Here is a 21855-nt window from a genome sequence, read left to right on the forward strand (position 1 = left end):
CGATCTAAATTAAAAAATGGTCCTCTAGCTAAATATTTATAAAAGAAGAATTATTGATAATTAAAATAATTTTTCTTTTATAAATATTTTTTCTAGAAGACCATTCTTCCCTTTTTATAATTACTCGCTTAAATATCATTTTATATATAATTTTATAATTTACTTATTTAGTACAATGATCTAACATAAATTGTTCTGCTTTTTCTATATGTTCAATAGCAGCCTTTTTCCCATCTGCTACATTACCTTCTTTTATAGCATTTAAAATAATTCTATGTTCATCTATCAAACTTAATGATGCATTTGAATCTGATACATAAGTTATTCTAAATCTTTGTACTTGTTCCCATAAAGAATTTATCATTTTTTCTAGTTTTTTGTTATTTGCAGCTTTAAATATACATTCATGGAATTCTATATCTTTTTTTAATAACATATCTATATCTTGTGTTATTACAGCTTGTTCAAATTCTTCTTCTATTTCTTCTAAATTCTTTATATCTTCTTCTGTTCTTCTTTCTGCGGCTAAAGATGCGCCTAATCCTTCTAGGCTGGCTCTAATTTCTAATACATCCATTAAATCTTTAACAGAGATATTAGCTACATATGCACCTTTTCTAGGTAACATAACAACTAGTCCTTCAAGTTCTAATTTTCTTATAGCTTCTCTAACTGGAGTTCTACTAACCCCTAATTGTTCTGCTAATTGAACTTCCATTAGTCTTTGTCCAGATTTTAATTTCCCTTCTAAAATAGCACTTCTCAAATTTTCAAAAACAACATCTCTTAATGGCTTATAATTATCTAAATTTAATTTAGTTAAACTATCCATTAACCTCAACCCCCTTTTCTTCACACGCTACGACAAATGTTTGTTCAAATTGATTTTCTAATATAGATTTGCACATATATGCATCTTCTTTATTTTCATATAAACCAAAAACTGTAGGACCACTTCCACTCATCATAGCTCCTAATGCCTTGTTTGTTATCATTATATCTTTAATTTGTTGAATTACTGGATGTATTTCTACAGTAACCCCCTCAAGAACATTAAACATATTTTCTGCTAATTGTCTAGTATCTTCGTTTTTTAAGCAATCAATTAGAAGCTGGTTATTTGGTCTTTTGTCGATGTGTTTTGAATCCAGAGATTCATAGACTTCTTTTGTTGATACAAATAGGTCTGGTTTACAGACCACAATACAGACATCTTTAGATAATCCTTTTATTGGAGTTAATTCTTCTCCAATCCCCGAAGCTAATACAGCTCCACCATTTATACAAAATGGAACATCTGCGCCTAGTTTTAATCCCAATTCCTCTAATGTTTGATCACTTAAATTTAAATTCCAAAGTTTGTTTAAACCTACAAGTATAGCTGCTGCATTTGAACTTCCACCTGCCATTCCTGCTGCTACAGGTATATTTTTTTGGATATAAATTTCTACCCCTTTAGTTAAGTTAAATGTTTTCTTGATTAAGTCAGCCGCTTTATATACAAGATTGTTGCAATCTAGTGGAATTTCTTCACTAGCACTCTTAATTGTAATTTGATTTTCTTCTTTTTCTTTAATTTCAATTAAATCGTATAAATCAATTGTTTGCATTATCATTTCGACTAAATGATATCCATCTTGTCTCTTCCCTAATACGTCTATAGATAAATTTACTTTTGCTCTACTTTTTAATTTTATTGAATTCATTTTAGCCTCCTTGATAATTGTTTTTGTATATCGTATAATGCATTACTAACTATAATTATACTACAAAAATAAAATAATAGGGGATACTATCCCCTATTATTTATCTTTTTGACAAATATTATTAAGTTTTTTATTCAGTTTGTGCGACTTTTTTTTCGAGAATCAAACATTTACCTGGTTGCAAATCATCCTCTAAATTAATTTCGTTCGTCTGCGCAATTTCTTCTTCTGTTGTATTGTATTTTTTAGCTATATCCCATAAATTATCATCTTCTTTGCAAATATATACAATTATACTTGGTGCAGTAGATAAATCATATTCACCTTTATCTTCTCCCTTGATGATAAAACTTTCAGCCTTTTTGTCGATAGCTTCTACAAATCTATTTATTCTTATATTTAAATCAATTTGATTTCTATTTAGATCTACTTCTATTCTTTCTATACAAATTGTATTAAATACTGAGCATGTATCTGATAATTTGTTTATTTCTAACTCATGTTCAAAAGGTATTTCTTCGTTTATTTTGTAAATCATTTTTAATCCTTCAATCGGAATGAAAAGTATGTCGATTTTTATTATACCTTGAATTACACAATTAGAACCTTCAATATAACTATTTTCTATTGATGCATTACAGCATACATTTACAATGTCCTTTATTTGAATATCCTCATTGTCATAATTTATACTTTCTCTAACTAAAAATGTATCATTTGATGTGAATAAAGTTTTATTTAGATGAATAAGTCTGTGTTCAAATTTAATTATTTTTTGAGGTGAATATGCATCTTGTAAAACCTCTCTAGTAACTTCTTCGCTTACTTTTACCTTTGAAAATACTGTGCATTCAACTTCTAAAAGTCCTGTATTATTATCTTCATTTCTCTTGAATTCATAATTAAAATCACCTATATTCATTAGTATTTCTTCATCCATACCATCAAATGCGCCAGGTACTTCTATAAACTGAGTAAAATCAATACCTACTCTTTCTAACTCAACAATATCTGAGTCATAAGTGCAAGCTAAAGGATTTATTTCTAAAATTCCTCCTATTATAACTTTATTATCTGTTATTCTACTTTCTTTTACTCTTACAACTGGATTTATATTTATAATATCTTCTATTTCTTCTATATTTACTGTTATTGTATCTCTAACTACGTTTTCTGATTTTTCAATTCCAACTATATCTTGGAATGATATTTCTTTTCTGTGTTTTTGTATTCCTTCTACTTGTGAAACATCTTTTACTATATCTAATCTTTGTTTTTCAAAAAGACTTCCTCTTACATTAATTAATGCGCCTACTTTGATCTTTCTTTCATTCATTATAGTACAATCAACGTGTTCTACTTCTGGGAACAACATATATTCCATGTCAGAAGTTATATTATCTCTTTCTATTACTTCATTAATTTCAATTTTTCCACTTATATTTGATACTGTACTCTTATCGTCTGCAATATAAATAACATTGTAGTTAAAACTACCTCTACAAGTTATTTTACCTTCTAATATTTCAACTTTTCTAAGGACTATGTATCCCATAGTATCCACAATATCGTACACATCTAACTTCTTGTCTGGAACAACATTTTCTGACTCTATAAATGTTTGGAATTTCCCAAAATCCATCCTATTGTCTATTTTAATAATATCTTTTATCAACTCCACGACTATCCCTCCCATATAATCTAACTATTAAATTATATTTAAGGAGACAAAAAAAAATTACACCTATTTGATAGGTATAATTTAACTTGCGCTTAATTTATTCTCTTTATTTTTACAAATCTGTAATTTCACATTTGCTGTCAATAAATCTGAGTAACTATAAGATACTCTTTGATTTCCATCTGATGTTCCGTCTAATTTTACTACAAAAACACTTGGATATACATTTTCTAGTACTCCAACCTTTGTAACAATCTGCTTTCTCCCTTTGTTTGCTTTTAATACTATCGTCTTACCTAAATGTTGTTTTAGTGTAGTTCTGATTTTATCCAAAGTTTGAACAGTAGCCACGAGATCACCTTCTCCATTTTATTATATGTTTACATAATATCATAATTTTGAATTTTTGTCAAATGCATAAACTAATAATTTTATATATTTCTTATGCTCTTGTCAATAGTATTTTATAAGAATACAGTATTATTTTTAAAATTTATGCATAAATAGCCGTTACTACAGTTCAAACTTATTAGATTAAATCCTCTTACAACAAAGGTTTTGGCATTGCCCATCTAAATTTACCTCTAGTTTCAAACCCTCCAATTCCTTTTACCCCAGTTATTGTTTGGTCTAATATTTCTTCTATTGGAACTACTACATCAATTCTCGAACATGCTATTTTTTCTACGATAAAAACAGGATCCAATGCATGTATCATTATTCTTCCCGGTGAACTTGCATAATTTGCTCCACCTTTCATCAATGCTTCATAATTTGATTGGCAAGCTCCAGCAAATATAACTAATGTATCTAAATCTGGCTGCCATTTTCTAGCTTCTTTTACCGCTTTTAAAAAATTATTTGAATTTCTATAGTTATTTATATTTTTTAAATCTCCATTTTTAACATGTAGTGCATCATGTCCAGTTATAACTAAGATATCTGGTTTATGTTTTTCTAATAGATTTTTGACTTCTTTATATTGATTTGCTTCTGGTATAGCAACTCCAACTGCTGGAATCCCCAATTGGGAATATACGTCTAAACATATCTTTAAATACTCTTTATCTCCATCTATTTGAAGAACCTTCCCTGGTACTCCATAAACATTTGCAGTTGGCTGTTGAGCAGATTTAGGTAGTCCACGCGTACCTCTTCTTTCTCTTTCTTTAGCCTTTTTCAATGTTCTATATAAAATATTTTCTACATTCTTATCCATTAATATATTTCTTATATCTGGAGGTTTCAATAATTCTAGGTCACTTAGTTCTGCGTCCGCTATTATTCTAAATGCAACCCCCTTCAATATAGCTATTTTTTTACCATTTTGATCAATAATATCAGTAATTTTAAAAACTATATCTTTGTTGTAAGATTTTCTAGCAACAATATCTCCAACTTTCATAATAATCCCCCTATTACTTCAACTTAGTTTATATTATGTTTTTTAGCTATATTTGTTCCATAAGTTATATTTTTTAACATTGTTTAACTAAATGTGATATTTATTATATAATTTAGTTATAATTTAATTGATTTTTATAAGGGGGAATATTAATGAGAATAGGAATTTTAGCATGTTCAGTTTTTGAGCCAGAACTAGAAAAAGTTTTACAAGATATAAAAATTAAACAGCTTTTTAAAGATAATATAGAAGTAACTTATCTTCATTTTGGTCTGCATACAAATTTAGATAAATTAGAAAAAGATGTTACAGCATCTCTTGATAAATTAACACTAGAATACGACCAAGTAATCATACTTTACGGCTCTAAATGTCACTATAGATTCTTTGAGTTCTTAAAAAAATACAATAATATAATTACAATCAAGCCAGCAAACTGTTTAGAGGCAATTATAGGGGACAAGGTGGTTGAGTCTTATGTTGAAGGAAAAGATATATATTTGACTTCAGGCTGGGTAGAAAAATTTGATGAATTAAATGAATTTAGTAATTCAGTTGATAATTACGATAGATTAAATCAATTTGGTATGTATGAAAATGCAATAATAGGAGATACAGGCGTTATTAAAATAACTGATGAGATGATATTTGATTTATACGAAAAAATTCAAGTTCCTGTTGAGGTTGAACCTGTAGATATAAATATATTTGAAAATCTCATAATAGATGCTATTAAAAAAGCTATAAATGCTCCACAAAAAGCTAAATAAATTTATGAAAATTTAATATTGAAATTCATACTAGAATATTTGAAATAAATAAAAAGAATATTATTAATAAATTAGGTTTAATAATATTCTTTTTATTATATTAATCATCTATATGCTCCTTCCCCCAGTTACAAAGTGCCTTTAATACAGGCATAAGCGATTCACCTATTTCAGACAATCTATACTCTACTTTTGGTGGAACTTGAGGATATTCAGTCCTTATTATTAAATCATCTGCTTCTAATTCTTTTAACTGTTTACTAAGCATTTTGTGAGTAACTTCTCCTAATGCTCTTTTTAGTTCTCCATAACGTAAAACTTCATTTTTCCAAAGCCAAAACAGTATATGCATTTTCCATTTTCCATCTATTAGAGACATGGCGTACATAAATGGTTTTGAATTGACTTCTTTACATTTTTCTGGTGTATTATTATTTTCTATACTCATTTATACTCTCCTTTTTGATAGTATCTGTCAAAAAAGTACGTACTTACTTTTTGTTTTATTTTAGTCTATCATAAACTTATAATTAATAACAAGGAGATGAAAAAATGAAAAAACAAATAGAAGTATTTGATTATTCTAATGATATTTTAAAAGCTGTAAAAACTGGTGTTTTACTTACAACTAAAGCAGATGATAAAGTAAATACTATGACTATTTCTTGGGGAACTCTTGGTATAGAATGGGGTAAAACTATATTCACTGTTTTTGTGAGAGAAAATAGATTTACAAAATCTCAATTAGATAAAAATCCTGAATTTACAATAAATATTCCTGTTGGCGAATTTAATAAAAAAATCTTAGGATTAGCTGGGACAAAGTCTGGACACGATATGGATAAAATAAAAGAAATAGGATTAACATTAGAAGAATCAGAAAAAATTTCTGTTCCAGGAATTAAGGAATTACCATTAACTCTTGAATGTAAAGTTTTATATCAACAAGAACAAGATAGAAATGCAATTCCATATGATATAGTTGAATCTTGCTATCCTGCTGATGTTGATAGCTCATTCCATGGTGCAAATAAAGACTACCATACTGCGTACTACGGTGAAATCGTTAATGCTTATATAATACAAGACTAATTTATACAAAATTAATATAAAAAGTCCACACTTGTTTATCTGTTTTAAGTTAGAAAGAGTGGACTTTTTATATTTTATATTAAATTGAAAAATTATTTTTAAGTTAATATAGTTATTATTTTATATAATTTACTATACTGACTATTTCATCATACTTTCAATATATTTTACTATTTTTTCAGGTGTAATACCTAATTCATCTAATAATTGACTTGGATTATATCTATCATAGAATTCTTTTTCTAATCCATAATTTTTAACTTTTATATCAGAATCTCCATAGAAACTTGCAATAGATTCTCCAAATCCTCCACGTAGTATTCCATCTTCTAATGTTATAACTAAATCATGGTCTTGTTTTAAATCGTTTAGTAACTCTTTATCCACGCCTGATGCGAATCTTGGGTTTACTAATGTTGGTTTAAATCCTAGTTTTTCTTCTACCATTTTTGATACTTCTTCACCTATTTGATAGAAATCACCTAGTCCTAAAATAGCAACCTTAGAACCTTTTTCTTCTACTTTAAATTTATTTATAATGTTAGAATAATCTTTTTCTGCTACTCTACCATCATCTATAACTCCATTACCAGGCATTAAAATCATTACTGGATGTTCTTGTTGTTCTATAGACCAATCTAACATTGCGAAGTATTCTGCTTTATTTGTTGGTGCTAATAAAACTAAGTTTGGTATATTAGAGAACTCTGCAATTGTGAATATACCTAAATGTGTAACATCTGTTAATCCTGCTACTGATGTATAATTTAAAACTATTGTCGCTGGATTACCATTTATACATAAATCTTGTGAGATTTGGTCATAACTTCTTTGAATGAATGTTGCATTTGTCCCAAGTACTGGTTTTCCTCCATTTTTTGCAATTCCTGAAACTAAGGCAACAGCATGTTCTTCCGCTATACCTACATCTACAAATTGTTCTCCTGCTTCTTTTCTTCTTTCAATATTAAATCCAATTGTCATTGGCATTGCTGGAGTTACTGCAACAACAGTATTGTCTTTTTTCATTTTATCTAATAAGAATTTCGCTGTTAAATCTCCATAATCTTCAGCATCACCAAAATCTATTGTTATATTTCCTGTCTCAATATCAAATGGTAATGACCAGTGCCATGCTTCTCTATTTTCTTCTGCAAGTTTGTATCCTTTACCTTTTATAGTGTTTATATGAACTACTATAGGATGATCTATATCTTTAATTTTTTGGAATAACTCAATCATTTTTTCGATATTATTTCCATCAGCTTCATATATATAATCTAATCCCATAGCTTTAAATAAATTATTTGATGCTTGACCATTTGTCTCTCTTAATTCATCTAAATTTTTATATAAACCACCGTGGTTTTCTGCTATAGATTGTTGGTTGTCATTTACGATTATTATAAAGTTAGAGTTTAGTTCTGAACCTGCGAAGTTTAATCCTTCTAATGCTTCTCCACCACTTAATGAACCGTCACCTATTACAGCAACTACATTATAATCTTCTTTCTTTAAATCTCTAGCTTTTGCTAATCCTGATGCTAAACTTATTGATGTTGAAGTATGTCCAACATTAAAGAAGTCATGTTCACTTTCATCTGGATTTGTATATCCTGAAACAGTTCTATAAGAATTTTCATCTATAAATCCTTCTTTTCTTCCTGTTAAAATCTTATGCGCATAACTTTGGTGAGAAACATCAAATACAAATTTATCTTTTGGTGAATCAAAAACATAATGCATTGCAATTATCGCTTCTACCATACCAAAGTTTGGACCAAAATGTCCTCCATTTTTACTTAGCTTTTGTAATAATACTTCTCTTATTTCTTCTGATAATTTTTCTAAATCATTAATTTCTATATTTCTTAAATCCTCTGGCTGATTTATCTTATTTAAAATGTCTAACATTGTTCCTCCTATTTTTACCTAATACCATTTTTTTAGTTAAAAATATACTTATGCTTACAATATTTATTGTCAGCATTTTAAATTCAAATTTTACATCACAATTATTAATTTTATTGTTAATATTATGATATAAATTTCAAACATATATTTAACTTTCTTATACAATATCACTTAGAGTTGACTCTAAGTCAATAACATTATTTAATTATACAAATTTTTACAAATAAAAAAGCATTTGAAATAACACTTTTACTGTGTTTTTCAAATGCTTTATTTTATTTAAAAAATATTATTTTCCACAACATTTTTTGTATTTTTTACCGCTTCCGCATGGGCATGGATCATTTCTTCCAACTTTATCTTCTTTAACTACTATTCTAGATCTGTTGTAATCTTTAGTTATAGCTTTTCTAGTTTCAGGAGATAATATTCCATTCCATCCTTCTAATTCATATAACCAGTGAGCTTCAGCACCTAACATATTGTAGTATAATTTTTCCCAGTCTATTTTTATAGAAACGTTAGTATCAGCTTCTATAGCTTCTAAGTCTAACTCTTCTTTAACACTTTCGCTTATTCCATCTAAGAATCCCATGAATAATTCATTAGATACTCCGTATTTAGCAGCTAATTCAGCAACTGTTCCTTCAACAACATCAGTTTTGTTGTTTAATATTTCATTGTATATTCCTGCTTCTGATTTTAAGTAATTTTCCCAGAATTTTATTTCTTCATCATTGTTTGCGTGGTTATCACAAAGGTTTCTCCACTCTGCATATAAACTCATTATAAGTTCCTCCTAATTAATATTTATTCTAAGTTTTTTCTTATTATTAACAATTCTATATTATATCATAATTAAACAATTCTTTTAATACCTTTATGGCATACTCTTGGTCTATAAAATAAGGACTCGAAGCTATTGTAATCACTTTTGCACCCTTTATTAGCTCTTTGATTTTGTTTAATCTAAAATCATATGGAATATAATCCATATCTTTAGAGAATATATCTAAGTCTATGTCTAAAACATATTCGCCTTCTACATTCAAATCAAATCCATAAGAACTGTCTATTATATCTACACCACAGAATACACCTTTTTTAAGTGCAGGCTGTATGAAGTTACCTACATTTAAAACTTTATTGGTATATCTAAAAACATCGTCTAAATTTTCTAAGTCTACTGTATAATCATCGGGCTCTCTCATGTCTTTATGTTGATCTACATGAATTAATTTACAACCTTTATTAAATAATCTCTGTTGTAAACTTTTCATCCAGAAATAAAAGGCATGGTTATGGTTATCAAATATATAGACGACTTTTCCATCTACTTCGTATTGAACTAAATTTTTAAGTCCTATTGCTTTTATTTCTGTATCTTCGTCAATTTCGTTAAAAACTATATTTTCACCTAAAGATACATCATCTAAAGTTCCCTTTATTAATTTAGGTACAAATATTTTCTTGTTTGTTCTTTCATCATAAGAAAATATATTATTTCCTAATGGTTCTTCAATATAAAAACCTACATATCTCTCCATGTTTTCTCCTTAAAAATACTAAAACATATTCCATGGATATTTATTCGGTGGTTCACAAATAAATTCCATTTTTTCTTTTTTAGTTGGATGTTCTATTTCTATTTTGTATGACCACAGTGCAATTTGTTGCCCTTTTTTATTTACGTTCTTTCCGTATCTTTGGTCCCCATAAAGTGGGTGATTTCTACTTGAAAATTGAACTCTAATTTGGTGTGGTCTACCTGTTTGTAAATCAATTTCTACAAGACTAAATCCATTATTTGATGCTAATGTTTTATAGCTTAATTTAGCATCTTTAGCATCTTTGTGATTTTTATTTACTACACTTACCATATTTGTCTTTTTATCTTTATATAGATAATCGCTTAAGTTGTCTTCTCTCTTTTTCATATCGCCATGTATAACAGCTTTATAAGTCTTCTTAAACGTTTTGTTTCTAACTTGCTCAGATAATCTAGATGCAGCTTTTGAAGTTTTGGCAAATACCATAATCCCTCCAACTGGTCTATCTAATCTATGGACAAGTCCAACAAAGACATTTCCTGGTTTGTTGTATTTTTCTTTTAAATATTTTTTTAGTAAATTTACCATATCATCGTCATTGGTATTGTCACCTTGAGATAATATATTTACAGGCTTTTCAACTACTAATAAATGATTGTCTTCAAATATTACGTTAAGCATTATTTAGACTCCCATCTACCAAATATACCACATGGAAGAATTTTTCCGTCTCTTGAAGCTGGTATTCCTAATTCTCCTCCGTATATTTTTCCGCCTTTTACTTTTTTACCTATAGTAGTTTGAAGTACATTTTCTAATACTATTGGTGAGAATCCTGTTGTATATGAGTTTATTAAGAAGAATAATGGCTTATCTGATAATACTTTCATACATAAGTTAACAAAGTCGAAAAGTTTTTCTTCTATTTGCCATACTTCACCTTTTGGTCCTCTTCCATAAGAAGGTGGGTCCATTATTATTGCATCGTATTTATTTCCTCTTCTTATTTCTCTTTCAACGAATTTTACAACGTCGTCTACTATAAACCTTACTTTTCTATCTTCTAATCCTGATAATTTTATATTATCTTTTGCTTGAGTAGTCATACCTTTAGAAGCATCTACGTGACATACTTCTGCTCCAGCTGCAGCACAAGCAACAGTTGCTCCACCAGTATAAGCAAATAAGTTTAATACTTTTATCGGTCTTTTTGCATTTCTTATTTTATCCATTGACCACTCCCAGTTTGCCGCTTGTTCTGGGAATAATCCAGTATGTTTAAATCCAGTTGGTTTTATGTGGAATTTTAAGTCTTTATAGCTTATAGTCCATTGTTCTGGGTATTTCTTTTTGTGTTCCCATTGACCTCCACCTTTGTTACTTCTGTGGTAGTGTCCATGAGGATTTTTCCATAGATACCATTCTGCCTCCATTGGCCAAACTACTTGAGGGTCCGGTCTTCTAAGTACATAGTTCCCCCATCTTTCTAGTTTTTCTCCATTTCCCATGTCTATAAGTTCATAATCTTTCCATTGATCCGCTAATAATAACACGTTATTACCTCCTATAATTTCTTACTAATCTTATGTATTATATCATATTAACTAGCTTTATTTTAGGTATTTTCACCAGTTTATATACTTTATTTACTATTTCTATCAGCTTTTATATAAATTAATAATACAGCTAAATTAAAATGTTCTTTTTTTATAAAAATAATCATAAATATTAGTAATTTATTTAATTAGGAGGTGAATTGTTGCAGTCAATCTAAAATAGATTTTTTGCAACGGATTATAATGAATCAAATAAATCCAAATTTCACAAGCTGTATTTATAATCTACTATATATTCAATATAATGAGATTTTTGGTAGAGAAGAATATTTCTATTATGATTTGGCGTATCCTGTCTTTTACAACGTAAAAAACGGATATTTTCAAGTAGACAAACAAATTTTAGATAATTTAAATAAAACCGTTTATTCTAATATAAATACTTTTAGAGATGGTCTTTATGAAGAAATGGCCCAATATAATAAAACAGCCGCAGAAAATGCCCTTCCTAAAAGAGTTTATCAAGTAAGTACTTCTTTTGATATTACATTTAGTAAAAATCACATTTTAAGTTTTGTATTAAATTTAGATTCTATTAGTGATAATTATGGCCCTCTATACGAAGACGTATACCATTTTAATATAGATTTACTTAATGGAAATTCACTTACTTTAAAAGATTTGTTTAATGAAGGTGTTGATTATCTACCATTATTATCACAATATGTAAATGATGAAATAGCGAAAACTCCAGAGCTATTTTATGAAAATACTGTTGTAGACATTCCTGACTCTCAAGCTTTTTACATAACTGATAAAGGTATTGTTTTGTATTTTGAAGTTGATGAAATAGCACAAGAATCAGCTGGTGTTCCAAAATTCTTAATTTCATTCGAACAATTTGGCGAGTATATAAATCCTAGATTTTATTGTAATCCTGAAAATCTTCTTAGAAGAAAAAGAAGAAGATAAATGTAAAAATAAATATAAGCAAAATAAAAAAAGAATGCGCCGCCACATTCTTTTTTTAGGGAGTTATTACTAAAAAAATCATCAAAAAAATTATTCTAATTTCTAGTTATTTGGGTATAAATAAGTTTTATTACCTATCTGTTGATATTATAATAACTCCAAAACCTTAAATTAACCTTAGCTTTATTATCTTTACAAAAAAAGTTACTGTAAACTAATTTAATACTAGTTACAGTAACCTTTTTATTTAACAGTATATAATTAATCAGCTAAGTTATATACTTTTAATTGTTCTTTTTTAATGTGTTTTTGATTTACTTTTACTAATGCTTTTAATGTATCTAATGAAGTCATAACATCTATAGAGTATTCAGTTGCTAATCTTCTTATTCTGAATCCGTCTCTAGTTGCATCGTTACCTTTTGTTGGAGTATTTATAACCATATCAACTTGGTTGTTAGTTATAACATCAAGTATATTTGGTCTAACTTCTCCTATTTTGTTAACTATTATAGCGTCTATTCCATTAGATTTTAGAAGTGATGCTGTTCCTTCTGTCGCCATGAAAGTATATCCTACACGTTTCATGTCTTTTGCTATTTCTAAGAACTCTTCTTTATCTTGGTCATTTACTGTTGCAAGTACCACGCCTCTATCATTTGACATTTTCTTACCTGCTGCTGTAAATCCTTTGTATAATGCTTCTTCTAATGTCTCACCAACACCTAAAACTTCTCCAGTTGATTTCATTTCTGGTCCAAGACTTACATCAACTCTAGCAAGTTTTGACATTGAGAATACAGGTACTTTTACTGCTATTAAGTCTGGTGTTTTGTAGATTCCTGTTCCATATCCAAGATCTTTTAATTTTGCACCTAACATACATTTTGTAGCTAAATCTACTATTGGCACCCCACTAACTTTACTTATATATGGTACTGTTCTACTTGCTCTTGGGTTAACTTCTATGATGTATAATTCACCCTTAAATTCGATAAATTGTATATTAACCATACCTAAAACATTAAGTTCTAATGCTATTTTCTTAGTATAGTCTAAGATTTTTTCTTTTATATCATCAGATATATTTTGGCTTGGATACATTGTTATAGAGTCTCCAGAGTGAACTCCTGCTCTTTCTAAATGTTCCATTATTCCTGGTATTAATACATCTTCTTTATCGCATATAGCGTCTACTTCTATTTCTCTACCAACTAAATATTTATCTATAAGTACTGGGTTTTTACTATCCCTTTCAAATGCACTATCAAGGTAAGCTTTTAATTTAGCTTCGTTATAAGTTATTTCCATACCTTGACCACCAAGTACATAAGAAGGTCTAACTAAAACTGGATATCCTATTTCGCTAGCGTGTTTTACACCTTCTTCTGTAGACCATACAGCTATACCTTTTGGTCTATTTATATTTAATTTTTCTAGTAATTCATCAAATTTTTCTCTGTCTTCTGCTGCATCTATATCGTTGAAGTCAGTTCCTAATATAGGTATATTCTTTTCGTCTAGGAATTTAGCTAATTTTATAGCTGTTTGCCCACCGAATTGTAATATTACACCTTCTGGTTTTTCTTTTTCTATTATATTTAATACTTCTTCTTCTGTTAATGGTTCAAAGTATAATTTGTCAGAAGTATCGAAGTCTGTGCTTACTGTTTCTGGGTTGTTGTTTACTATTATAGTTTCTATTCCTAATTTTCTTAAGGCTTTTATACAGTGAACTGAACAGTAGTCAAATTCTATACCTTGCCCTATTCTTATTGGACCAGAACCTAAAACAACTATTTTTCTCTTATCACTTACTACAACTTCATCATACTCTTCATAAGTTGAGTAATAGTATGGAGATAATGCATCGAATTCTCCACCACATGTATCAACCATTTTATAAGCTGCATGTATGTTATATAAAGATCTTAATTCATAAACTTTTTCTGGGCTTATTTTCATTAAGTCTGCTATACCTTTATCTGAGAATCCTTTTTTCTTAAGAGTTTTTAGATAATCCTTGCTTATATCTTCTATTTTCATAGTTTTTAATTTTTCTTCTTGTTTAACTATCCAATCTATTCTATATAAGAACCATTTATCTACACCAGTGATTTTTTCTATCATGTCGATACTATATCCTCTTCTTATCATTTCTGCTAAGTCGAATAGTCTTTCGTCATCTGGCATAACTACTCTTTCTTTTAATTCTTCTATTGTTCTTTGTTCAGATGGTTTGTGTATTAATGAGTATTTTCCTATTTCTAAAGATCTTATACCTTTTAATAAAGCAGCTTCAAAGTTGCTTCCTATACTCATTATTTCTCCAGTAGCCATCATTTTTGTTCCAAGTCTTCTGTTCGCTTGTTTAAATTTATCAAATGGCCATTTTGGTATTTTTACAACAACATAATCAAGCGTTGGTTCAAAACAAGCCTTTGTTTTCTTAGTTACTGCATTTTCTATTTCGTCTAATGTATATCCTAAAGCTATTTTAGCTGCAACTTTTGCTATTGGATAACCAGTTGCTTTTGATGCTAATGCTGAAGATCTACTAACTCTTGGGTTTATTTCTATAATTGCATATTCTAATCTGTGAGGATGTAGTGCTATTTGTACGTTACATCCACCTTTTACTTCTATTGCATTTATTATTTCAATTGAAGCTGTTCTTAATAATTGGTACTCTTTATCGCTTAAAGTTTGAGATGGAGCTACAACTATACTATCTCCCGTATGCACACCGACTGGGTCCACATTTTCCATATTACAAACAGTTATACAGTCTCCGTTTCCGTCTCTCATTACTTCATATTCGATTTCTTTCCAACCTTTTATACTTTTCTCTATAAGAACTTGTGTAACTGGGCTAAGTTGTAAACCATGAGTAAGAATTTCAATTAATTCTTCTTTGTTTTCAGCTATACCACCACCAGTTCCGCCTAGTGTATAAGCAGGTCTTATTATAACTGGATATCCTATTTTTTCAGCATATATAATACCATCTTCTAAGTTTGTAACTATATCACTTTCGATTACTGGTTGATTGATACTTCTCATCATTTCTCTGAATTCATCTCTGTCTTCACCTTTTTTGATTGATTCTATTGAAGTACCAATTACTTTTACCCCGTATTTATCTAATATACCAGCATCTGATAATTCTACTGCTAAGTTTAGAGCTGTTTGACCACCCATACCTGCAAGTAAACTATCTGGTCTTTCTTTTTCTATTACTTTTTCTATTGCCTCTAATGTAAGTGGTTCTATATAAATTTTATGAGCTACTTCTTTGTCCGTCATTATTGTAGCTGGGTTTGAGTTTATTAATACAACTTCTACTCCTTCTTCCTTTAAAGCTTCACAAGCTTGTGTTCCTGAGTAGTCAAATTCCGCTGCTTGACCTATGATTATCGGTCCTGACCCTAATACTAATGTTTTTTTGATACTATCTATTTTAGGCATAATTTTTTCTCCTTCACAAAATACTTATAACGTTCTAATTATTTATTGTTTAATACCTCTAAGAATTTATCGAATACATACTCGCTGTCTTTTGGTCCCGGGCAAGCCTCTGGGTGATATTGCACACTATATATCGGTAATTCTTTATGTCTCATTCCTTCAACTGTATTGTCGTTTAAGTTGATTTGAGTTACTTCCATACATTCTGGCACTTCACACACATAGTAACCGTGGTTTTGTGCTGTTATAAATACTTTATTTTCTTCGAAATCTTTTACTGGATGGTTTCCACCTCTGTGTCCAAATTTAAGTTTTCCTGTTTTTCCGCCGAATGTCCTAGCTAAAATTTGGTGTCCTAAGCATATTCCAACTATAGGTTTTTTCCCTATCATCTTTTTAACATTTTCTACTATCTCATCTAAGTCATCTGGGTCCCCAGGTCCATTTGATAAGAATATTAAATCTGGATCATCATTTAATACTTCTTCTGCAGTTGTAGTAGCTGGATATACTGTTACATCACAACCTCTTTGTACAAAATTATCTATTATGTTTTGTTTTACACCGTAATCCATAACAGCAACTTTTGCACCACTACCTTGATAATATTCTTTTTCTTTTCTTGAAACATCATAAACTGCATAAGTATTATCAAATTTATCTAATTTAGGTTGAACACTTTCAAGTGTAGCATTTTCGTCGATTGTTATTATGCCTCTCATTGTTCCTTCATTTCTAAGGATTTTTGTTAATGCTCTTGTATCTATTCCTTCAAGCCCAATTATTTTATTTTGTTTTAAATAAACATCTAAGCTCATTTCATTTCTAAAGTTATTAGGTGTGTCACTTTTTTCTCTAACGATGAATCCTTTGACGCATACATTTTTTGATTGTACATCTTCTAAGTTGATTCCATAGTTCCCTATTAATGGGTAAGTCATAGTTACTATTTGTCCGTAATAAGAAGGGTCTGTTAATACTTCCCCATATCCAGTCATAGAAGTATTGAATACTACTTCTCCAACAGATTCTTCTAAATACCCAAATGCTTTACCGTTAAAAACAGTACCATCTTCTAATATTAATCTTGCCTTCATATAACTTACCTCCTATGCGTTCTCAATCTCTTTAACTATTTCTATAGCTGATTGTTTTGGATTTTCAGCTTGTGTTATTGGTCTTCCAACTACCATGTAATGCGCCCCATTTTGTATTGCTTGAGCTGGAGTAACAACTCTTTTTTGGTCTCCTACTGCTGCAGATTGTGGTCTTATTCCTGGGCATACAGTTACGAAATCTTTTCCACAAGCTTCTACTATTTTATCTACTTCCTTAGCCGAACATACAACTCCATCTATGCCTGATTTTTCAGCTAATTTTGCTCTTTTTATAGCTAATTCTTCAGTTGTCATATTGCAACCAATATCTTGTAAATCTTCATTACTTAATGAAGTTAAAACCGTAACTCCAACTATTATTGGTTTTTCTATATTTAATCTTTCTGCTTCTTCTTTTGCGATTTCTGCACATTGTCTCATTCCTTCAAAGTCTGAAACATGTATCGTCATCATCCAAACATTATCTTTTACCGCAGCCTTTACTGCACTTTTCATAGTATTTGGTATGTCGTGGAATTTTAAATCAAGGAATATTTTTTTACCTTTTTCTTTTAGATATTCCACTGTTCTCCCCTTTGTAGCAACATATTGTTCTAATCCTACTTTAAATATGTCTACACTATCTTCTAGTTGATCAATTAAATCTTTAGCTTTATCAAAGTCGTCTGTGTCAATAGCTACTATTAACTTTTCTTTCCCTTTTATCATTTCATACTCTCCTTCTTAATAAAGCCTTACTTTAAAAAAAGCCCTTACACCATAGAGGTATAAGGACTTTGTATACATAAATAACTAAACTAAATGAGTTAACTATGAAGTATCTTTATCAGCCTCTCTGGACTATTTTAAAAGACTTTATTATGTTTTTATTTTATATATAAAAAAACCTCTAGTCATTAACCAGAGGTATAAATAATCTTATTATATATGTTTAAAGGTACACTTAGCCCTTGTTTGTCTATATGTCCCCTTAATACGATACTATTCTAAATTACTTTATATTCTCTCTGGAATAATTTAAAGTTTTATTTAAGTTTTGCATAGCTTATATAGATTATTACACTTATTTATCCATATGTCAACCTTTGTTTAAATATGATTTTTATGGAATAATATTTTAGACTTGTCTAGCCTTTTCCACAACACTTAGAAAATATAGTTTTCTTCTTTTGTCTTTTACGTCGAGTTTTTTATATTCAATATCTATATCATCATGTTTGCATGCAATTTCAAAATGTCTTAATGCAACACCCATACTTATTCTACTGTATTTATCTAATTCCAATCTTTTTTTATGTTCGTCTTCAAATAAATCAAATCCATTTTCTCTTTGTTCTAATGTCCATGGTTGGCAGTTATTGATTGATGGCGCAACTCTTAGCGCATTTAAAGCATTAAACCATTTTTCATCATATGTTTTACATATATGCTTCATTCTATGTCTATCATGTATTGCTGATGACGACCTAAATAATGCTTCCCCTTCTTGTGGATATCCAAATGCTATTATTGCTTGCGGATATTCTATTTCAGATTCATCTTTATCTTTTATTTTATCTAAATTAACAAATTCTTCTACTTCATCTCTAGTTAGCATACATTTTAGCCATGTCGTTCCTAAACCTAAGCACGCCATTTCTAACGTGACATTTTGTAATGCATAGCCTATATTCTCTAGATAATTTTCCCCTTTATTACTAGTTATTAATATATAGTGGGGAGCTTTTATTTGAATCTTATTTCTCGTTGAAAAATTAATCAAATGTCCTCTATCTATTACATGAGCTTTTATATTTAAATTTGAATTTAGATAAGTTATATTACTGCATAATTTTTTTACTTCTTTCATTAAAGATTCTGTTATTGGTTTTGTTGAATAAAACTCTATAGATTTTCTATAGAAAATAGCATCATATAACTCCATCTATTACCTCCTGTTAAATGTATTATATTATTCAATTTATAACTAAGTCATATGTTAATATTATATGCTTTTTAATGCATAAATTAAAGTATTCAAAATATTAAATTATCTAAATATTTTTTCTTTCAAATATCATGTTTTCGTATATATTTTTTATTAAATATAATAATAAATAAATAACAAGAAAACCATTATTTTGTATAAATACAATGGTATAATTTAGGAGTGATTATTTATAGAATTAAATTTAATATTATATCTTTAAAAATACATAATATCGAAAGGAGTTTTTTTATGGATTTTAATTCAAAATTACAAAAATACGCTAAATTAGCAGTTAAAACTGGAGTAAATATACAACCTGGACAAACTCTACTTGTAAGAACACCTATTGAGTGTGCTGAATATGTAAGATACGTTGTTGAAGAAGCTTATAAAGCTGGAGCAAAAAATGTCCATATTGAGTGGTCCGACGAAAAATGCAACTTAATAAAATATTTAAATGCACCTGATGAGGCTTTTGAAGAATTCCCAAGATGGATTTCTGAGCAATATCTTGATATAGCAAAAGAAGGTGGTGCCTTCTTAACAATATATGCACAAGATCCTGATTTATTAAAAAATGTTGACCCAAAAAGAATTGCTGAATACCAAAAAGTATCAGGGCAAGCATTAAAAGAATGGCGTGGATATACTCTAACAAATAAATGTAGATGGAGTATTGTATCTATTCCTACAGCTGCTTGGGCAAAAAAAATATTCCCAGATATCTCTGAAAAAGAAGCAATGGACAAACTTTGGGAACTAATCTTCAAATGTTCAAGAGTTACAGAAGATCCAATCCAAGCTTGGAAAGAACACAATAACAACCTTAAAGAAAAAACAGATTTCTTAAACAGTAAAAAATTCAAAACTTTAAAATATAAATCAAAAATAACTGATTTAACAGTTGAAATGCCAGAAGGTCACATTTGGGAAAGTGGTAGCGAAAAAGATGTAAATGGAATAGAATTTAACCCAAATATGCCGACAGAAGAAATTTTCTGCCTACCTCATAAATTTGGAGTTAATGGAACACTTGCTAGTACTAAACCTCTTGTTTATGGTGGAAATATAATAAATGACTTTGTATTAAAATTTGAAAAAGGTAGAATAGTAGATTTTTCTGCTAAAGAAGGCGAAGAAACTTTAAGACACTTAATTGAAACTGACGAAGGTTCTCACTATCTAGGAGAAATTGCCTTAGTACCATATTCTTCTCCAATTTCTGATACTAACACAGTATTTTATAATACATTATATGATGAAAATGCATCTTGCCATTTTGCAATAGGTTCTGCATACTCATCTTGTATAGAAGGTGGAAATGATATTGATGAAGAAGATTTCGATAAATACGGAATAAATGATAGTCTTACTCATGTCGACTTTATGGTTGGTTCTGCTGACTTAGATATCGTCGGAATAACTCATGATGGAGAAGAAATTCAAATATTCAAAGATGGAAACTGGGCATTTTAGTAATACTTATTAATTAATAATATTTATTTTTAAAACAATTAAAATGCTCACTTAAAATATATAGAAATAGCTAGACATATTGAAATAATCAAATGCCTAGCTATTTTTAATTTCTAAAAATCTGTCTAATATAGATTATTTTAAATAAATATTTTTAAATTACTTTCTATAAATAATAAATACTTTTAAAATTTGTAATCTCTAATCATATCCAATAAATTTCTTGCACTTCTAGGTAAGTACTTATTTTTCATCCAAACAATTGATATTTGTGTTTTTAATTCATCTTCATCTAGCTCATAAAATTCTATGTTCTTATCTGAATTATCAATAATAGATTTTGGAACAATACCTATGCCCAGACCTTCTTCTGCCCATGCAACTGTTGTTCTAGAATCATCATTTAAGCAATATATACTCGCTTTTACTTTATTTGAATGTAGTGTTTCCATAATTAGTTTTTCATATCGTCTATATATTATTATTGATTTTTTATCTAAATCTTTTAACTTTATTTTGTCTTTTTCATTAAAATTAAATTTATCATCATTTTTCTTTACTACTGCTACCATTGGCTCTGTTTTCAAATTTATACAACATAAGTTTTGGCTATTAAAAGGTGTTCTAACAACTCCAATATCTACAATTCCTCTTTCAATCATGTCCACAACTTCATATGTATTTCCTTCATATAATTCAAATTTTACTTTTGGATATTGTTTTGCATATGGTGAAATAAGCTTGTTAGGTATAAATTGATTACAAGTCGACACTGCACCTATTTTTAATACACCTTCTATTCCCGATTTAAAATCTTCAATCTCATTTAATGTAGATTCAAATACATCTACCATATCTTTTCCCCTTTTATATAAGAGGTTTCCCACATCAGTAAGTGTAACTTTTCTACTCCCTCTCTCAACTAATTTTACTCCCAACTCCTCTTCCAATGCTTTTAGTTGATTACTTAAAGGTGGTTGAGATATATGTAGTTTTTGAGCTGCTTTTGTTATATTCCCTTCCTCAACAATAGTTATAAAATTTATAAGCTGTTTTATATCCATCTCCATCCCCCTCTTTTTAATAAGTATATTTTTACATTCGATGCAAAAACTAAATAAAATATAAATTTCTATATCTATACTAAAAAAATATATTATATATACCTATTATATATT

Annotated in this window: 20 protein-coding genes; 4 read left to right on the top strand and 16 right to left on the bottom strand. The window is 28.9% G+C overall.

The features are described from left to right. Positions 1–163: 163 nt before the first annotated feature. From I4U58_RS05085 to yabG, 5 genes are all read right to left on the bottom strand, one after another. On the bottom strand, positions 164–832 hold the full coding sequence (locus I4U58_RS05085; RefSeq protein WP_195929957.1) for a GntR family transcriptional regulator: 669 nt from the start codon (positions 830–832) through the stop codon (positions 164–166). Continuing rightward, positions 825–1706 (bottom strand): 4-(cytidine 5'-diphospho)-2-C-methyl-D-erythritol kinase, encoded by an 882-nt coding sequence (gene ispE / locus I4U58_RS05090; protein ID WP_195929958.1) that lies wholly within the window; start codon positions 1704–1706, stop codon positions 825–827. The genes I4U58_RS05085 and ispE overlap by 8 nt, the downstream gene beginning before the upstream one ends. Before the next feature lie 130 nt (positions 1707–1836). Next, entirely contained in the window at positions 1837–3387 is a 1551-nt protein-coding gene (locus tag I4U58_RS05095; RefSeq protein WP_195929959.1) for an SPOCS domain-containing protein, read from the bottom strand. Positions 3388–3468: 81 nt separating this feature from the next. Continuing rightward, positions 3469–3738 carry a Veg family protein gene (locus I4U58_RS05100; RefSeq protein ID WP_195929960.1) on the bottom strand — a complete coding sequence of 90 codons (270 nt, stop codon included), beginning with the start codon at positions 3736–3738 and terminating at the stop codon, positions 3469–3471. A 193-nt stretch (positions 3739–3931) separates the two neighbouring features. Then, positions 3932–4792, bottom strand: a complete 861-nt coding sequence (yabG, locus tag I4U58_RS05105; protein ID WP_195929961.1) for a sporulation peptidase YabG — start codon at positions 4790–4792, stop codon at positions 3932–3934. A 152-nt stretch (positions 4793–4944) separates the two neighbouring features. On the opposite strand from yabG, the gene I4U58_RS05110 reads away from it, so the two are divergent. Next, positions 4945–5562, top strand: a complete 618-nt coding sequence (locus tag I4U58_RS05110) for a DUF1638 domain-containing protein (RefSeq protein WP_195929962.1) — start codon at positions 4945–4947, stop codon at positions 5560–5562. 100 nt (positions 5563–5662) lie between these two features. On the opposite strand, the gene I4U58_RS05115 is transcribed toward I4U58_RS05110, so the two are convergent. Then, positions 5663–6010: a helix-turn-helix domain-containing protein gene (locus I4U58_RS05115; RefSeq protein WP_195929963.1), complete on the bottom strand. Its 348-nt coding sequence runs from the start codon at positions 6008–6010 to the stop codon at positions 5663–5665. A 104-nt stretch (positions 6011–6114) separates the two neighbouring features. Here I4U58_RS05115 and I4U58_RS05120 point away from each other — a divergent pair, with 104 nt between their 5' ends. Further along, positions 6115–6654: a flavin reductase family protein gene (locus I4U58_RS05120; protein ID WP_195929964.1), complete on the top strand. Its 540-nt coding sequence runs from the start codon at positions 6115–6117 to the stop codon at positions 6652–6654. Positions 6655–6795: 141 nt separating this feature from the next. On the opposite strand, the gene I4U58_RS05125 is transcribed toward I4U58_RS05120, so the two are convergent. The 5 genes from I4U58_RS05125 to I4U58_RS05145 all read right to left on the bottom strand — a co-directional run bounded on the left by I4U58_RS05125 (position 6796) and on the right by I4U58_RS05145 (position 11626). Continuing rightward, entirely contained in the window at positions 6796–8568 is a 1773-nt protein-coding gene (locus tag I4U58_RS05125; RefSeq protein ID WP_195929965.1) for a 1-deoxy-D-xylulose-5-phosphate synthase, read from the bottom strand. A 289-nt stretch (positions 8569–8857) separates the two neighbouring features. Beyond that, the gene (locus I4U58_RS05130) at positions 8858–9355 is read right to left on the bottom strand and encodes an SEC-C metal-binding domain-containing protein (protein ID WP_195929966.1); all 498 of its coding nucleotides are present in this window, start codon (positions 9353–9355) and stop codon (positions 8858–8860) included. A 55-nt stretch (positions 9356–9410) separates the two neighbouring features. After that, positions 9411–10115, bottom strand: coding sequence for a UPF0489 family protein (locus tag I4U58_RS05135; protein WP_195929967.1), 705 nt, complete (start codon positions 10113–10115; stop codon positions 9411–9413). Positions 10116–10133: 18 nt separating this feature from the next. Then, positions 10134–10799, bottom strand: coding sequence for an RluA family pseudouridine synthase (locus I4U58_RS05140; protein ID WP_195929968.1), 666 nt, complete (start codon positions 10797–10799; stop codon positions 10134–10136). After that, positions 10799–11626, bottom strand: coding sequence for a class I SAM-dependent methyltransferase (locus I4U58_RS05145; protein ID WP_207743825.1), 828 nt, complete (start codon positions 11624–11626; stop codon positions 10799–10801). The genes I4U58_RS05140 and I4U58_RS05145 overlap by 1 nt, the downstream gene beginning before the upstream one ends. A gap of 291 nt (positions 11627–11917) precedes the next feature. Between I4U58_RS05145 and I4U58_RS05150 the strand changes: the two genes are divergently transcribed. After that, positions 11918–12646 carry an RsiV family protein gene (locus I4U58_RS05150; RefSeq protein ID WP_243269563.1) on the top strand — a complete coding sequence of 243 codons (729 nt, stop codon included), beginning with the start codon at positions 11918–11920 and terminating at the stop codon, positions 12644–12646. 261 nt (positions 12647–12907) lie between these two features. Here the strand turns inward: I4U58_RS05150 and carB are convergent, their stop codons facing one another. From carB to I4U58_RS05170, 4 genes are all read right to left on the bottom strand, one after another. Next, positions 12908–16114: a carbamoyl-phosphate synthase large subunit gene (carB, locus tag I4U58_RS05155; protein ID WP_195929971.1), complete on the bottom strand. Its 3207-nt coding sequence runs from the start codon at positions 16112–16114 to the stop codon at positions 12908–12910. Between the two features lie 38 nt (positions 16115–16152). After that, positions 16153–17211: a carbamoyl phosphate synthase small subunit gene (locus tag I4U58_RS05160; RefSeq protein ID WP_195929972.1), complete on the bottom strand. Its 1059-nt coding sequence runs from the start codon at positions 17209–17211 to the stop codon at positions 16153–16155. A 12-nt stretch (positions 17212–17223) separates the two neighbouring features. Then, positions 17224–17940 carry an orotidine-5'-phosphate decarboxylase gene (gene pyrF, locus I4U58_RS05165; protein ID WP_195929973.1) on the bottom strand — a complete coding sequence of 239 codons (717 nt, stop codon included), beginning with the start codon at positions 17938–17940 and terminating at the stop codon, positions 17224–17226. Positions 17941–18349: 409 nt separating this feature from the next. After that, positions 18350–19156: a nitroreductase family protein gene (locus I4U58_RS05170; protein ID WP_195929974.1), complete on the bottom strand. Its 807-nt coding sequence runs from the start codon at positions 19154–19156 to the stop codon at positions 18350–18352. A 294-nt stretch (positions 19157–19450) separates the two neighbouring features. Here I4U58_RS05170 and I4U58_RS05175 point away from each other — a divergent pair, with 294 nt between their 5' ends. After that, positions 19451–20677 carry an aminopeptidase gene (locus I4U58_RS05175; protein ID WP_195929975.1) on the top strand — a complete coding sequence of 409 codons (1227 nt, stop codon included), beginning with the start codon at positions 19451–19453 and terminating at the stop codon, positions 20675–20677. Between the two features lie 185 nt (positions 20678–20862). Here I4U58_RS05175 and I4U58_RS05180 read toward each other — a convergent pair whose 3' ends face one another. Then, entirely contained in the window at positions 20863–21741 is an 879-nt protein-coding gene (locus I4U58_RS05180; protein WP_195929976.1) for a LysR family transcriptional regulator, read from the bottom strand. Positions 21742–21855: the final 114 nt, after the last annotated feature.

The sequence above is a fragment of the Clostridium sp. 1001270J_160509_D11 genome, from assembly GCF_015667935.1.
In the GTDB taxonomy this organism is placed as follows: Bacteria; Bacillota; Clostridia; order Peptostreptococcales; family Peptostreptococcaceae; genus Intestinibacter.